Source organism: Mucilaginibacter sp. UR6-11, assembly GCF_020880695.1.
In the GTDB taxonomy this organism is placed as follows: domain Bacteria; phylum Bacteroidota; class Bacteroidia; order Sphingobacteriales; family Sphingobacteriaceae; genus Mucilaginibacter.
Genome location: NZ_JAJIWO010000001.1, coordinates 1,033,626 through 1,048,251, shown reverse-complemented (window position 1 = coordinate 1,048,251; position 14,626 = coordinate 1,033,626). Strand labels below are relative to the sequence as shown.

Here is a 14,626-nt window from a genome sequence, read left to right as displayed (position 1 = left end):
ACGTTATTCAACCCTTAAATATCAATTAATGAAAAAACTATTGTTAATTATTATCCTGTTTGCCGGTTTAAAAGTAAATGCCCAGGGCTGGGAAGATGCAGGTAAATATATTACCCGCGATTCAATCACCCGCAAAACCTATACGCTTACACACGACACCATCAGCCGGAAAACATATACACTTATTTTTATAAATAAAGATGCTACGTTCGCTCAAAAAGGCGACACTGTAAAACAACGGATGATAGACGCCTTTTTTTCAGCGTATGCCGCCGAGGCCGAGACTTTCAATAAAAACACCTTAAATAAGGTTACTTTTATTATTGATCCTGACTATAAAGGAGTAGCCGCCACAGCTAATGGCGTAGTGCATTTTAACCCTGCCTGGATGTTGAAAAAGCCCACAGATATTGATGTGGTTACCCACGAGGTAATGCACATTGTGCAGGATTATGGCAATAGCGGGGGCCCGGGCTGGCTTACTGAAGGTATAGCAGATTATGTACGCGCGGTTTTCGGCGTTGATAACCCGGGTGCTAAATGGTTCCTGCCTAAATTTAAACCTACTCAAAGTTATACCGACAGCTATCGCGTTACTGCCCGCTTTTTTATCTGGGTTGAAAGAAATGTAAAACCAAGCCTGGTTGTTAATTTGGATGCCAGGTTACGTGCGCATACTTATAATGATAATACGATCAAAGATCTAACCGGCAAAACGTTCGACCAGCTTTGGGCCGATTATGCGGCGGCTAACACGCCAAAAGGTTAAAAAATTATATAAGAAAAAGCCCCGCCAGATTTCTGGCGGGGCTTTTTTATGCGATTATTTGTTCATTACTTAACCCTGCCTTGTTCACTGTCGGCACTGCCTGTTGCACGTCTGCGTGGGTTGTTTATGGATTTGCCAAAGTTATAGGTAAACGCCAGGGTGGTAACCCGGGTATCCAGCGTATTATGGTAGGATGCTTTTGTGTTAGTGATATTATTAATATCGCCACTTGGCTTGAATGTTTGTAGGATGTCGTTAATGTTGAGCTTAACAGTTCCTTTATTTTGCAGGATCTTTTTTTGTAAGCCTGCATTAAGCATACCGTTAGGGATGTTTTTAAACTGAGCAAATATGCTTCTCGAATTGTAAAAGCCGCTTAGCTCGGCGCTCCAACCCTTACCCATTGTAAACTGGTTATTTGCATTGCCCGAATAGGATGTATAGGAGTTATTGATATAACTGGAATGTAATAAACCGCTGTATGCATTGTAAAAGGTTTCGGCATAAAAATTAACCGTCCACCACGTTGCAGGCTGAAGGTTAAAGTTTACCGATAGATCCCAGTTTTTGCGTTCGCCGATATTACCCGGGGTGCCTACAAATATGTTACCGTCCTGGTATATGGTTTCGCCCTGTCCATCTACTATGCGATTATACATCAGCGCTACGGTTAGCAAACTCTTATAACTATAAGCCAGTTTGTAATTATAAGTAAACTGCGGCCTTAAAAAGGGGTTGCCCTGAAAATGAGTAAACTTGTCTACAATATCTGTAAACGGGTTAAGCTGCCCATAATTGGCCCGCCCTATACGACGCCCGTATGACGCCACCAACATATTATGGCCCGCACTATCCAGTTTATAAGATAAATAGGCAGTAGGAAACAGGTTAGTATAATGATTAATAAATAACGAGTCGGGGCGTTGCGCATTACCCAGCTGGTGCCCTTCACCATTGGTGTTTTCCATACGTAAACCAGTTTGCACACCAAACCTCCCGAAGTTGCGGTTATAGTTTAAGTAGGCGGCGTTTATGTTTTCCTTGTACAAAAATCGATTGGTATTATCGTAATTTACGGTACTAACGCCGTTGAGCACATTAAAATAGTTGGCTGCATTATCAGTATTTACGTAACTGCTTTTAACACCTGCCTCAAACTTTCCATTGTCTTTTAAAGGCATGGTAAAATCGGCCTTGGCTGCATAAATATTAATGTAAGCCGGTAGGTCGTTCTTTAAGGTTTGCGAGGCAAGCAAAGCACCGTCAGGGGTAAAAGTATTGTTTATAAAAGTTTGATTGCTGCCCGATACGTCTCGGATATAGTCCAAATCGAACGTTAAGGCAGTACCCGTGGTGTCAAACTGGTGACCATAATTTAAGTTAATGCCGGCATTATCAAATTTGCTCCTGGATATGTTTTGGGTGCTAATGGTCGAATCGGCCGCGCCGCTTATATTATAAAATGTGCTGAATACCGGGCTGTCGTCATGACTGTTTGATAAACCGCCGGTAAAAACTATGCCCCAGATTGTTTTTGGCGACAGGTAATAGTCTAATCCCGCTTTGGCATTATATCCAGTACTTGTTCCCCTAAATATAGATACATCCTTAAATGAGAAGTTCGGGCTGCCATCGGCATTAAAATAATGCCGGTCTATCTCTAACCTTCTGTAAGACCGACTACTATTATAACCCACGTTGGCAAACAGGTTTACCTTATCAACCCGGTAGTTTAAATTAAGGCTCTCTCTTGTTCGCCCGTAAAAACCCTGGGCATAGCTACCGGTAAAGGTGCCGTTAAAACCCTTTATGGTGTTTTTTTTGGTTTTAATGTTAATTACACCGGCGCTACCTGCTGCATCATATTTTGCCGGCGGGTTATCCATTAGCTCAATTTTATCTAACGCTGATGATGGCAGCGACCGGAGATAAGTTGCCAGATTAGCCGCTGAGAGGTAAGTTGGCTTATCATCTATCATTAGCATTACACCGCTTTTGCCTTTAAAAGTGATATTGCCATCGGCATCAACAAATACACCCGGGGTTTTCTGTAAAACCTCCAAAGCATTGCTGCCGGTATTTGATATAAGTGCGTTAACATTAACTACTGTGCGGTCCAGCTTTTGTTCCACATAAGCTTTTTGACCGTTTACAGCCACCTCTTTTAATGCGGTGTTTGACGGGGAGAGATGAACGGCCGGCAAGTTGACCGGTTCTTGCGCTGTTATACTTATATCATGGCTGAGATAATTTTTATAACCTACGGAAGTTATGCGTAGTGAATAACTGCCAGCCTTTAGGTTCTCAAAAACGAACCTGCCATCAGCTTTAGTCAGTGTTGTTTTTATTACTGTCGAGTCTTTTCCTGCAAGTAAACTTACTTTGGCTCCATCAAGTGGGGTGTTGTTGTCTGTTACCGAACCTGACAATTTTGATCCGGCAGATTGCGCGGCTGCAAAATTGAGGGCGAAACATCCCCATATGGTTAAAAGAACCAGTTTATATTTTTTCATACTGATAAGTGTTGGTAGGTAGTTTTAAGAAGAGATCTATTGGATTTGACTAAAACTCAAATTCACTTTGTCGCCGGTTTTTTTCATAAATTTTTGCAACATCAACTGGTGGTTTTCCTCCGATTGCTTTACGCCGTTTATAACTAACTCCTTATTATTAAGTTCTGCTTTAAAATTGCCTTTATTGTTAATTAAACCCGCCTTTAGCAATTCATCGGCAAAGCTGGGTGTTGATGGATTAACCTTCAACTTTGGTGCTGCAATTGCCATTGGTCTGGCTAATACTAATGGCCCTGACTTTGGAAATGATTTTTTTGATGTGTCGGCCGAATATCCTTTTGAATAAACATCAATTTTAGGCGTGTATTTGTAGTTGGAATTTACTTTATAAACGCTGTCGTTTTTATTTGTGTACCTATAGTTGACGTTAACTTTTGGGTGGTAGTTATAATTGTAGTTCTTTTTATAAACACTATCTGTTTTATAGGTGAAAACCTGGTTAATACTGTGAGCAGACTTTTTAGTGTTTTTATCCGCGTAGTGCACCGTCACGATTTTTTTAATTGTTGTATCAACCCGGGCCACAACGTTCACAGAGGTGTTGACGTTTGCTTTTACATCTGCTTTTAAATTGGTTGATACATTTACGTTATCAAGTCTGACATTTAACGGGTCAAGACGAACATTAACAGGTGGCGTTTGTGAGGTAACCGCATCTATACGCCTATCGCTATGTTGTTCTGTTTTTGACGGCAGGGTATCAGCGGCCATTAATCCGGTTGCATTGGTATTAATTACAGCAACGTTTTTGTTAATCTTATCAAGCTGTTTTTTTAGGGGAGGGGTTGGATTTACCAGTTCTTGTTGCTGAATCTGATTAACATTAATATGGTGGATTACTTTAACAACAGTATCGGCCATATTTTCAACCTTTTCCTGTTGTGAAAAAGCCGAAAAACATAAACCAGATACTACCAGGCAAACAGCCAGCATGGTTTTTTCAAATAAATTAAGGGAATGATTACGGTTGCTTGCCATACGCTTGATCCGGTCAATTAAACTGTGTTTACCGCCCGTAAAACCTATGGCGTAGGCCGGAATGGCCTGTTGATATTCCTCGCAACTTACCAGCGCGCGGATATAATTTACCTTATTGCTGCTTTGGGCCAGCGCCAGGTCATCACAGCAGTTTTCGCGTTCGGTTTTTATTAATTGCGAGATCCATAGCACGGCCGGATTAAAAAAGAACACAATTTCTATCAGGCCCTGCAACAGATTAACCAGATAGTCGCGGCGTTTAATGTGTGCCAGTTCATGCACCAAAATGGCTTCCACTTCTTCGGTTGATAAAGTGGTCAATAATCCAATAGGGATCAGTATCACTGGTTTTAAATTGCCTATCACCATGGGCATTTTTGCCAGGCCGGATTCCAGTAATCCCACAACCTGACTTATATTTAACTCATCAGCCAATTGCTGCATCTTATCGTACCAATAGCTGTTTGCAGGGATGATATTCGTCTGCCTTAATCTGCGTATGCCTAATAATCCTATAACCAGCTGTATGCTTTTTGCGCAGATAACCAGAAACCAGACCAACACAATAGCATTGTGATGGTTGTTTAAATAGCCGAATAACTGATTGGTAAAACCGGTAGTTTCAATGGCGGTTATGTCATTGGCTATAACAGGCGGCCCAACCAAACCCGCCCGGACCGTTGGCAACACCCCGCTTATCCCCGTAATTTGTTCCCGGTTAAACTGGATGAAAAAAGTAACGCTCGCCGCAACAGCAAATAATAATAGCGCTGTTATTAATAAATTGTACCGGGTAACGGCGCTTGCCTTCCGGGTAAAAATAATAATCAAACCGGTTACGGCCGAGAGCAAAAGCCCTTCCCACAACGAATGTACCAGGGTATTACAAAGCGCGCCGATAAATTGGTCGGTTATTATTAAAGAGGAAGTGATTGTCAGAAATGTCATGATCTTTTAAGTTAAAAGTTACCGTTATTTTCCATGTTGTCCAGTATTTTCCTTATGCTGGCCAGTTCTTCTTTTGATGCTTTTTTGTTGCCCAATAGCTGCATTACCAGCTTACTTGCCGATCCGCGATAAACGGTATCAACAAAGCGATCCAGTAAATGGTCCTTGGTTTTTTCTTCAGCCTCAACCACATGATAGATGTGCTTCATCTGGCTTTCGTCTCTTTTCAAAATGCCTTTATCCGCCATGATCTGCATCAGCTTTAGGGTTGAGGTGTAGTTGATCTCGCGCTGCTCATTTAGCCTGTCATTAACGAAGCGCACAGTATTTGGACCATGCTGCCACAATACCTGTAATATCTCCAGCTCGGCTTTTGTCGGTTCTGTTTTAGGGGCTTTGTCTTCTTTTCCGGGTTCCATAAATCAAAGGTAGGAAAGTTTTCGTACGAAACAATAGTTAGGTTGATTTTTTTGAAAATATTTTTTCCTGGTACAAAAAAAGCCCGGGCAATTTGCCCGGGCTAGAAAAAACTGTATAGAAAACTTATGCTACTTTTACTTTGTAAAATTTATAGCCAAACATAAATATAACCGCGTAGCAGATAATTGGCAAGTAATAAGCCTGCGCTACGTTATGATTAGCAATTTGACCCATAATAAAAGGGAATACAGCGCCGCCAACTACGCCCATAGCAATAAATGAGGAGGCTTGTTGAGTATGGCTTCCCAGGTTCTTTAATCCCAAACTAAAGATGGTTGGGAACATGATACTAAAGAAGAAATTAATCATTAATAAAGCGATATATGATGGCCAGCCCAGATGTTGCGCTACAATTAAACACATCAGGATATTACCTGCAGCAAAAATGGCCAACAGTTTGTTAGGTGCTATAACAGTCATTAATGACGTGCCCACTATGCGGCCAAGCAACATCATCCCCATAAACAAACTCATAAAATAACCCGCTTTTTCATCACTGAAATGCATAACACTCACACCATAATTGATAAAGTAGGCCCAGGTACCACCCTGAGCGGCTACGTTAAAGAACTGTGCCGCACAGGCCCAAACAAAGTGGCTGTGCTGGTATAGTTTTTTTGTCGGGGCTACGTCTACATTTATTGCTTCCGGATCGTCAGACGGCGCGGCTGCATGTGGGTCAACCAGCGCGGGGATCTTTAAAAACGCAAAAACAACGGCTATTAACAATACCACAATACCTATAGCTACATATAAGGTTTTTACGGAAGTAAGGTCCGTCGACTTTACCGTATCGCCACTTAAAAGAAAGAATGCGCCAATGGTTGGGCCAATGATGGTACCAACAGCATTAAACGTCTGCGCAAAGTTTACACGCAGGTCGCTTTTACGCTGGTCGCCAAGGGCAGCAGCAAACGGATGCGCAACGGTTTCTAACGTTGCCATCCCGCAACCCACTATAAATAAAGCTACCCTGAAAAAAATGAAAGAGGCTGCGTTAGCTGCCGGCACAAACAAAAATAAACCGCCGGCAAATAGCAATAATCCTAATATTACCCCGGCTTTATAACCGTATTTCTTCATGAATAACCCAGCCGGTATACTCATTATAAAATAGGCACCGAAAACAGAAAGCTGGATCAGGCCTGATTGTGAGATGGATAGATTTAAAACGTTTTGAAAGTGCTTGTTCAGTACATCGCTCATAGCGTGTAGCACACCCCACATCAGGAACAGCGAGGTGACAAAAATAAAGGTGACAATAAATTTCTTCTCGGTAAAAGCTGCTTTTTGGCTCATTGGTTAGTTGGTTAGGGTAAAATAATTGCAGGACATTGCAATCATATACATTAAATAATTGGTAACAGTTAAATTGGTTAGGTATCGCCGGTTATGCAATAGGTCTTATCACGATCAAAAAAACAAATTTTATTAAACAATTCATAATAAATGCCCTATTAAATATTTTAACCCGCAATTACTACATTTGGCACACCATTATATTACCTATGAAAAAATATGCCCTTGCAGTTTGCCTGCTTATTGCTGCCTGCATTACCAATTCTTTTGCTCAATCAAAAAAATTACCAGCTATAGGTTTGTTGGACCTGGGCTTTACACTGCAGGTTCAGCAAGGCGACCAGCAAGCCATAAACAATGCATGGGATTATACCCACACCATTGCCTCGCTGCAGGGCATTGTTAACCGGGATAGACCGCAATTATATATTTTCCTGATAAAGAACGCCAATGCCGATATAGACCGCTACTGGTGGAACAAATACCGTGCGCCAGGCAAATGGCTGAGCAGGCGCGATACCCTCGTCTATAAAAATGTAGCTGATGTAATAGCCGCCTATAAAAATAAGATCAGGGGCGCCGTTGTTTATGATCCAAACGTGCCGGCTACCAGTAACGTAGCATCGTCAGTGGCTGGCGCAGAGGATTTAATTGTGGTGAGATATGATACCGGCCCCAACAGCCTTTATTCGCAAATAATCACCGGCGGCCCAAAAATCCCGGTGCGTGTTAGTTTGGTAAATGCCGGCGGTTCATCTCTTTTTACTGGCAAGGGTACTATCCCCGGTACAACCCGAGTATCCAGCGGTTCGGCAAAAAACGACGCCTATCTATGGTTTTTAGAGAAGTACATGAAAACCGGTAAGGTCAATACCAGCTATGGCGCTTATTATATCGATCAGCAGTGGTTGAAAAATCCTTTCCTGGCTAATCGCAACCATCATACGCTGTCAAACCATGATTTTTTCATCAGCCGTCGCGGTTTCTTTTTTGATCTGAGCCCCTGGGCAGATGAAGCTGCCACCGACGACCTGACGCAAACGCCGGGTACAGATGTTAATACCTTAAAAGAATTATTGCTGGCGGCATATAAGCAAAACAAAGGTGGTTATGCTTACCTGGGCGGTTTCCCGCCGTGGGCATTTAAATATACCAGACATGCCAAAGGTAGCCATGAAGATGTGGCAACCGAGTGGGAATACTCGCGCATTATCAGCGCTTACAATGCATTTAAGGATGCCGATGCTATTGGATATGGCGCGTTGGCTAATGCGTCGTTCTGGCAGCATTTCCCGCTTAAAAAAGAGTATAAGCAGAATTGGGTAACCAAAGCGCAGTTAACCGGCAAGGGTTATTTGACAGCTGATGGTAAAATTGATTATAAAGGCCGCAACTTCATTATTTTTTATGTGGGTGATTATGACGCGTCATCGTGGGTATCGCAAACCACCCCAACGCTTTGGGATGATCCGAACCGGGGCAAAGTACCCATGATGTGGAGCATTAGCCCGGTACTGGCCGAGCGGGTGCCGATGGCCCTGGATTACCGGCGCGAAACCGCTACGCCCAATGATTATTTTGCTGCTGCGGATAATGGCGCCGGTTATTTAATGCCTGGAATGCTGCAGGCCCCCCGGCCGTTATCCGGCCTGCCCGATGGTGTGGATGCCTGGGTAGCGCATAACAAACCCTACTACCAGCAATGGGGCCTGACTATTACCGGGTTTATTATTGACGGCCAGGCGCCGCCGCTGAACCAAAAGGGGCTTGATGCCTACGCTGCATTTAGCCCTAACGGTATTGTGCCGCAAAAGGTACCCCTGACTTCATTGCATGGTAATATGCCGGTACTGCGATCAGATGAAGACGTTAACCAGGACCCGGTTGAAGCCGCCCGGATCATTTATGATCGTGTTCATAAACGCGGGGTTCCTTTCCATTGGTTCCGCAATATTTTGAAAAGCCCGTCGTGGTACGTGCAGGTAGTTGCCGAACTTAAAAAGCTGGATCCTAAAATAGAGCTGCTGAGCGCACCGGATTTCTTTGAGCTATACCGCATTTATCTGAAAGAAAACCCCGACGCTGCTAAGGAGAAGAAGTAATACCAGTTAATCTATGTGATCCTCCGCTCTCACTTGCGGAAGAGTGGCAGACTAAATCCGGACCAACACAACGGGCGTTCCAAATCGAAATATCCAAAGTCTGTACTTTCAATCGTATTTATCGCATTTGCTTGTTCAAGATGTCACTTTAAATTGAAGCCCGTCCCTGCGGGGAGCAGAAGCATTCGCCAATAAATTTTAAAATAAATTTGCGTAACCAAATGGTTACTTATATATTTGTAACCGAACGGTTACTTATTATGCCGGTTTATATATGAGAAGAGACGTTTTCCAGGCTATTGCCGATCCAACCCGTAGAGAGATCATCGGGATGCTGGCGCAACAATCATTGAATTTGAACAATGTTGCTGATCAGTTTGCCATCAGCCGACCGGCCATATCCAAACACATAAAGATATTGACAGAGTGCGGCCTGGTAACCATAACCCAGCAGGGACGCGAACGCTATTGCCATGCCGATTTTGGAAAGCTAAAACAAGTGGCCGACTGGACCGCCAGATATCAAAAATTCTGGACCGAAAAACTGGATGCTTTGGGCGCTTTTCTGGATAAAGAACAACAAACTAAAAAGAAATAATCAATAAAAAATCAAACAGAAAGTTATGAACACAGAGCCTATTGTAATAGAGCGCACTTATAACGTACCTGCGGATAAGGTATGGCAGGCGCTGACAGACATCAATAAAATAAACCAGTGGTTCTTTCAACTGGAAGACTTTAAACCCGAGGTCGGGTTTGCCTTTAGCTTTTCAGGCAATGATAATGGCACCAGGGTTGTACATGAAAGCGTGATTAAAGAGGTCATCCCCGGTAAAAAACTGGCTTATTCAATGATCTATAAAGATTACCCGCAGGAGTCGTTGGTTACGTTTGAATTATTTGATGAGGGAGATAAAACCAGGTTAGTATTAACCCATAGCCAACTGGCCGAAATTGCCAAAGGCAGCCCTATGTATGCCCGCGAAAAATTCCTGGGTGGCTGGACCTATCTTGCCGGTAAACTTGATGATTTCTTAAACAAATAATAAACAGCTATTACGATATGACGACAGAACCATTTGTTATTGAACAAACCTACAACGCGCCGGTTGAGCGCGTATGGAGCGCCATTACCGACAAGGCCAAAATGAAAGAGTGGTATTTTGATGTTGATGATTTTAAGCCCGAGGTTGGTTTTACCTTCCGCTTTAGCGGGACAGATAAAGGCGTTACTTTTTGGCACAGGTGTGTTATTACGGAAGTGGTGCCGCTTAAAAAACTATCGCATTCGTGGCGCTATGAAGAATTTCCGGGCGACTCGCTGGTAACCTGGGAGCTATTTGAGGAAGGCGATAAAACCCGCATTAAACTCACCCATACCGGATTAGAAACCTTCCCGCAGGATAATCCATCATTTGCCAGAACAAGTTTTGCCAAAGGCTGGACCTATGTTACCGGTACTGGTTTGAAAAATTATGTAGAAAAAGATTAAGACTACCGTTTGGACGCGCCTTCACAAGTCCATAGGGATATAAGTTCGGTAGAAAAAATTAAGAGATTTGTCAGTTGCCTCAGGTATTCTTACCTGTACGCGCTAAGGCTGACGGTTTTTAATTTTTTTCTACCGGTCTTTTGCTCTTAAAGGGGCAACTTTAAAATTTCACGGACGATCCGGGGCGGTTTACAATAACAAGATATCAATCCGGTGCGCGTGCACCATCTCTAATATTGGTGACCAGGCGAAAATAGTAAACCTGCCATCCTGTGAAGCCACCAGCGCTATGGCGTCCCGCTGGTCAAACACAAACTGGGCAGCTGCCAGGTGTCGGGTGCCGCCGTTTTGGCTGGGATGCATCAGCACAGGTCCGCCATCCATCACGGGTTCGGTAGTAATGATCTGATCAACGGGCGAGCTCATGCCTGAACGTGCAATTTTTGCACCGAATGCCAGCAATTCATAATTACGATTGATAATGGTGGCGCCATCAACCGCGGTGAAGCCACCAATGATATCTATCGCCCGCAGCAGTGCCTCCTGCCAGTCGGTTTTTGACCTATCGCATTTATCCTGTTTCATCAACCTGGTAATACCCTTAAACGTAGGTACCACCGGGTAAGTTATGGGGTGGACGATAGATTGCTGCCATTGGCCTGAATGCTCGGGTATTATCAATACCAGCCCGCCGCGGCCATGTATGCGCATGGACGCAGCCAGTTCAACCATAATGTTTACAGATCCGTCAGCAAACGGATTCGGCATCCCCAGCAGGGAATCTATCAGGGCGGGACAATTTTGTAATCCGGTATTTTGCTCGTCAATAATTTTGATTTCGTCCCCTTTAAGTACCGCTATGTTCACAAATTTGCCAAAACCATCAGTCCGGCTATGTTTTATTACCAGCAGGCCCGGCTCAATAACTTCCAGCACAAAACAAATACCCGGTATGGCAAGGGTAGTACCCCACACATACAGCTCATCGTTTTCAAACCAAACGCCAAGGTGTATTCCGGGGCTTTCAACTGCCGGAGCCAGTTTAGTAAGATTATGCGGAGTAAGCCGTATGCGGTTACCAAATATCAGCGGTTGGCTGGCCTGCCCGGGCTGTAACAGCGCGATAGATATTTTTGGCGGATGCCCTTCTTCTTTACGCAAGCTGGCCCAAAATGCTACGTCAATAATGGCCTCAATAATTGGCGCCTGTGGTTCGTCGGCAAGGTTTATTGCACCCTGTGCGCTTGCTGCAGCCAAATGGGTGGCAAAATGTGCCTCAATGGTAGCAGCTACCATGCGCGCAGCTATATAGGTTGGTTCTGACAGCATTAATGGTTATTTATACCTCAAAAATATCTTTAATGTTTTAAAGGAGTGCAACATGGCAGGGTAAAATTTGACCAAATTTGGAGAGAGCGAATGAATTTAAATTCAGCCAGGCAAAGACTGAATAAATCAATTATTTACGGCAGGAGGCTGATATTCAAAAGGCAATTGGTCGCCCACCCTCTTTTTACCCCAGTTTTTCCGGAGAAAAAATGTGCGGTAGTCGGTATAGCTGCCCTTCGCGTCAATAATGGCTTCTCTTAAATTCAATATGATCTGCGAAGCATTATTTACATCAGGGCTCACCTTTACGGTGGCCGGTACAGCCGGGCTAACGCCATTTGGCCCGCTGGTAACCAGGGTCTTAAAATTAGCGCTGTCTGGTAAAATCTTTGAGTTACTAATCATTTCTGCATTTACATCAGTTTGTTGTACCTTATTTCTTACAGAAGTTATGCCCTGGCTTTTTAACTTCCCGGCTTTACGCGGATCATAAATAATATATAGCGAGGTGAATTTTAATGATATGAAAGACGTATCAATAGGGGTAACCAGCGTATCGAAATTTACCGGCCGGGTATCCATATATATACCGTTAATACTGCCCCGCGCAGGATACATTTGGTGCGTGATAAATCCTTCATCCAGCGTAGTGTTTGCATAAACCGACCGCAAAAAATGCATAAATGAACCTTTATAAGCCTCGAGCCTGTTTTTAGCCCAATTTTTTTTCATTTCGGGGGTACCGTCCATTTCCTCAAAAACGGCGTCGCCATCATAGCTGGTGATACCCGTAAGGCCATTATTTTCAAAAGTTTTAAGCAGGTAGTGCACCCCATATCCCAGCCTTTTGTTTTCAATTATCAAAAACTCATCCGCATCGGCCTTTAAAAGGATCCTGCCCCACCCCAGTTTCATGGTGCTAAAGTTTAAAACCTGTGGATTCAATATTGTGCATTCTTTACCGTTAGGGGTAGTATCTAAAAACTCGTCCTTAAATATCCGGTAATTTCTCTCCCATGCATCGGGCCCGATTTTTACCTCGGTAAGTGCAATAGGTTTTTCTTTTAATGAGATATTAACTTCCACCGACTTGTCCTGGATTACTATGTCTTTTGAACAATAGGCGTAACCCAGCATTTTTACCGACAACTGAAATGCACCGGGATCAATATTGTAAAATATAAACTGGCCGGCAGTATTGGTAGCGGTTATTTTTTCAGACCCGCTCATAAATACGGTAGCGCCGTTAACAGGTTTGCCTTTACTATCAGCAATGGTACCCATAACGTTATAGTGCCCCTGTGCGGTTGCGCAAACATTTAAAAAAGCGATAAAAACTAACAGCAGGCGGACGGTCTTCATGTATCAGGTGAAAGGTTAGCTAAAAGTACGATTTTAATAAATAAAAACGTTCTTAGCTAACCCTAATACAGCTATAAAGAAACTTTTTTTGATGCTGCCGATAATTGCGCCAATGAATAAGCTCCAATTGCCATTGCTATATCACGCACGGCAATATCAATAAACTTCCCACTTGCTAACAGGCTTAGTGCAATTAACACTAACCACGCTGACACCAGGTAACCGGCCTTTGCTGCATTTATAAATACCAATATGCCGGCTATAATTTCAATAACCCCTACTATGGCCATAAATACGTGGGGTGTAAACGGAAGCGCGCCGGCAACCGAAGGATTAAGATATTGCGCCCAATTTGTAAGCAGGTTTGTAAACTTATCAGCGCCAGCTACAATAGGAATAAGGCCATACGTAAATTTCAACAACGTTTGTACCTGGTTAATTTTTTTCTCGTCCATAATTTATTTAAGATTAAATTTATTGATTAGAGACAGCCAGTTAAAAAAGGGTTACAAAAAATAAAAATGTAACCCTTTGGTCCCGGCCTGACTCTATGGGTGGTAAAGCATAGCAAATGAATATAAAGTCAATGATCAATACCGATTCTTTAAGCGATGAAGATATTGTTGAACGCATAATAAATGGCCAGAGTTATCTGTATGAAACGATAATGCGCAGGTTAAATGCACGTATGTTCCGCATTAGTATGTCATTTATCGGGGATGATATGGAAGCGGAGGATATTATGCAGAACACTTATATATATGCCTATCGAAGCCTGGGCAGTTTTAATAAGCGCGCAAAATTTAATACCTGGATAACCCGCATACTTATAAATGAATGTATACTGCGCAAAAAGAAATTACAGCACAGGCAAAAAGTAATTAACGCCAAAAGAACCAATGACATAGTTACACATACACCGTTAAATGATGTTATGAATAAAGAACTAAAGCAACTGCTTGAAAATGCAATAGCTGCACTGCCCGATAAGTACCGGATGGTGTTTGTAATGCGCGAAATGGAAGATATGAGCACACAAGAGACGATGGAAGTGCTGGGCATTGAAGAATCAAATGTGAAGATCAGGTTAATGCGCGCTAAAATGTTATTGCGCGATCAATTAAAAGACTACTATCGCTCGCCGGAGATCTTCGAATTTCATTTATCGCGCTGTGATAGGGTGGTAGATGTGGTTATGCAGCAAATAACACAATATAAAATATGATTTAAATCATATAAAAATGAAATAAATACGCCATAATGTTGTTAATTATATTATATAAGTAATATAATT

The 14,626-nt window shown here is 42.8% G+C and carries 13 protein-coding genes; 6 read left to right on the top strand and 7 right to left on the bottom strand.

Annotation, left to right across the window (positions count from 1 at the left end; all coding sequences use genetic code 11):
• The first annotated feature begins 28 nt into the window (after positions 1 to 28).
• On the top strand, positions 29 to 769 hold the full coding sequence (locus LJ658_RS04920; protein ID WP_230545346.1) for a basic secretory family protein: 741 nt from the start codon (positions 29 to 31) through the stop codon (positions 767 to 769).
• Between the two features lie 65 nt (positions 770 to 834).
• On the opposite strand, the gene LJ658_RS04915 is transcribed toward LJ658_RS04920, so the two are convergent.
• From LJ658_RS04915 to fucP, 4 genes are all read right to left on the bottom strand, one after another.
• On the bottom strand, positions 835 to 3,282 hold the full coding sequence (locus LJ658_RS04915; RefSeq protein WP_230545345.1) for an outer membrane beta-barrel protein: 2,448 nt from the start codon (positions 3,280 to 3,282) through the stop codon (positions 835 to 837).
• A gap of 36 nt (positions 3,283 to 3,318) precedes the next feature.
• The gene (locus LJ658_RS04910) at positions 3,319 to 5,268 is read right to left on the bottom strand and encodes a M56 family metallopeptidase (RefSeq protein WP_230545344.1); all 1,950 of its coding nucleotides are present in this window, start codon (positions 5,266 to 5,268) and stop codon (positions 3,319 to 3,321) included.
• Positions 5,269 to 5,279: 11 nt separating this feature from the next.
• Positions 5,280 to 5,687 carry a BlaI/MecI/CopY family transcriptional regulator gene (locus tag LJ658_RS04905; protein ID WP_230545343.1) on the bottom strand — a complete coding sequence of 136 codons (408 nt, stop codon included), beginning with the start codon at positions 5,685 to 5,687 and terminating at the stop codon, positions 5,280 to 5,282.
• A gap of 124 nt (positions 5,688 to 5,811) precedes the next feature.
• A complete protein-coding gene (fucP, locus tag LJ658_RS04900) occupies positions 5,812 to 7,047 on the bottom strand; it encodes an L-fucose:H+ symporter permease (RefSeq protein ID WP_230545342.1) in 1,236 nt (411 codons plus the stop codon).
• 209 nt (positions 7,048 to 7,256) lie between these two features.
• Here fucP and LJ658_RS04895 point away from each other — a divergent pair, with 209 nt between their 5' ends.
• From LJ658_RS04895 to LJ658_RS04880, 4 genes are all read left to right on the top strand, one after another.
• On the top strand, positions 7,257 to 9,149 hold the full coding sequence (locus tag LJ658_RS04895) for a GxGYxYP domain-containing protein (RefSeq protein WP_230545341.1): 1,893 nt from the start codon (positions 7,257 to 7,259) through the stop codon (positions 9,147 to 9,149).
• Positions 9,150 to 9,423: 274 nt separating this feature from the next.
• Positions 9,424 to 9,747 (top strand): helix-turn-helix transcriptional regulator, encoded by a 324-nt coding sequence (locus LJ658_RS04890; RefSeq protein WP_230545340.1) that lies wholly within the window; start codon positions 9,424 to 9,426, stop codon positions 9,745 to 9,747.
• Between the two features lie 25 nt (positions 9,748 to 9,772).
• Positions 9,773 to 10,195 carry an SRPBCC domain-containing protein gene (locus LJ658_RS04885; RefSeq protein WP_230545339.1) on the top strand — a complete coding sequence of 141 codons (423 nt, stop codon included), beginning with the start codon at positions 9,773 to 9,775 and terminating at the stop codon, positions 10,193 to 10,195.
• A gap of 17 nt (positions 10,196 to 10,212) precedes the next feature.
• Positions 10,213 to 10,641, top strand: a complete 429-nt coding sequence (locus LJ658_RS04880) for an SRPBCC domain-containing protein (protein ID WP_230545338.1) — start codon at positions 10,213 to 10,215, stop codon at positions 10,639 to 10,641.
• A gap of 189 nt (positions 10,642 to 10,830) precedes the next feature.
• On the opposite strand, the gene LJ658_RS04875 is transcribed toward LJ658_RS04880, so the two are convergent.
• The 3 genes from LJ658_RS04875 to LJ658_RS04865 all read right to left on the bottom strand — a co-directional run bounded on the left by LJ658_RS04875 (position 10,831) and on the right by LJ658_RS04865 (position 13,787).
• A complete protein-coding gene (locus tag LJ658_RS04875; protein WP_230545337.1) occupies positions 10,831 to 11,970 on the bottom strand; it encodes a putative sensor domain DACNV-containing protein in 1,140 nt (379 codons plus the stop codon).
• 126 nt (positions 11,971 to 12,096) lie between these two features.
• Positions 12,097 to 13,332 carry a carboxypeptidase-like regulatory domain-containing protein gene (locus tag LJ658_RS04870; protein ID WP_230545336.1) on the bottom strand — a complete coding sequence of 412 codons (1,236 nt, stop codon included), beginning with the start codon at positions 13,330 to 13,332 and terminating at the stop codon, positions 12,097 to 12,099.
• 71 nt (positions 13,333 to 13,403) lie between these two features.
• Positions 13,404 to 13,787 (bottom strand): hypothetical protein, encoded by a 384-nt coding sequence (locus tag LJ658_RS04865; RefSeq protein WP_230545335.1) that lies wholly within the window; start codon positions 13,785 to 13,787, stop codon positions 13,404 to 13,406.
• A gap of 116 nt (positions 13,788 to 13,903) precedes the next feature.
• Between LJ658_RS04865 and LJ658_RS04860 the strand changes: the two genes are divergently transcribed.
• Positions 13,904 to 14,557, top strand: coding sequence for an RNA polymerase sigma factor (locus tag LJ658_RS04860; RefSeq protein ID WP_230545334.1), 654 nt, complete (start codon positions 13,904 to 13,906; stop codon positions 14,555 to 14,557).
• Positions 14,558 to 14,626: the final 69 nt, after the last annotated feature.

Bases quoted from the DNA above. Each gene is read 5' to 3' on its own strand.
- LJ658_RS04920 (WP_230545346.1), top strand. From the start codon at position 29: ATGAAAAAACTATTGTTAATTATTATCCTGTTTGCCGGTTTAAAAGTA.
- LJ658_RS04875 (WP_230545337.1), bottom strand. From the start codon at position 11,970: ATGCTGTCAGAACCAACCTATATAGCTGCGCGCATGGTAGCTGCTACC.
- LJ658_RS04910 (WP_230545344.1), bottom strand. From the start codon at position 5,268: ATGACATTTCTGACAATCACTTCCTCTTTAATAATAACCGACCAATTT.
- LJ658_RS04915 (WP_230545345.1), bottom strand. From the start codon at position 3,282: ATGAAAAAATATAAACTGGTTCTTTTAACCATATGGGGATGTTTCGCC.
- fucP (WP_230545342.1), bottom strand. From the start codon at position 7,047: ATGAGCCAAAAAGCAGCTTTTACCGAGAAGAAATTTATTGTCACCTTT.
- LJ658_RS04860 (WP_230545334.1), top strand. From the start codon at position 13,904: ATGAATATAAAGTCAATGATCAATACCGATTCTTTAAGCGATGAAGAT.
- LJ658_RS04905 (WP_230545343.1), bottom strand. From the start codon at position 5,687: ATGGAACCCGGAAAAGAAGACAAAGCCCCTAAAACAGAACCGACAAAA.
- LJ658_RS04870 (WP_230545336.1), bottom strand. From the start codon at position 13,332: ATGAAGACCGTCCGCCTGCTGTTAGTTTTTATCGCTTTTTTAAATGTT.
- LJ658_RS04890 (WP_230545340.1), top strand. From the start codon at position 9,424: ATGAGAAGAGACGTTTTCCAGGCTATTGCCGATCCAACCCGTAGAGAG.
- LJ658_RS04880 (WP_230545338.1), top strand. From the start codon at position 10,213: ATGACGACAGAACCATTTGTTATTGAACAAACCTACAACGCGCCGGTT.
- LJ658_RS04885 (WP_230545339.1), top strand. From the start codon at position 9,773: ATGAACACAGAGCCTATTGTAATAGAGCGCACTTATAACGTACCTGCG.
- LJ658_RS04865 (WP_230545335.1), bottom strand. From the start codon at position 13,787: ATGGACGAGAAAAAAATTAACCAGGTACAAACGTTGTTGAAATTTACG.
- LJ658_RS04895 (WP_230545341.1), top strand. From the start codon at position 7,257: ATGAAAAAATATGCCCTTGCAGTTTGCCTGCTTATTGCTGCCTGCATT.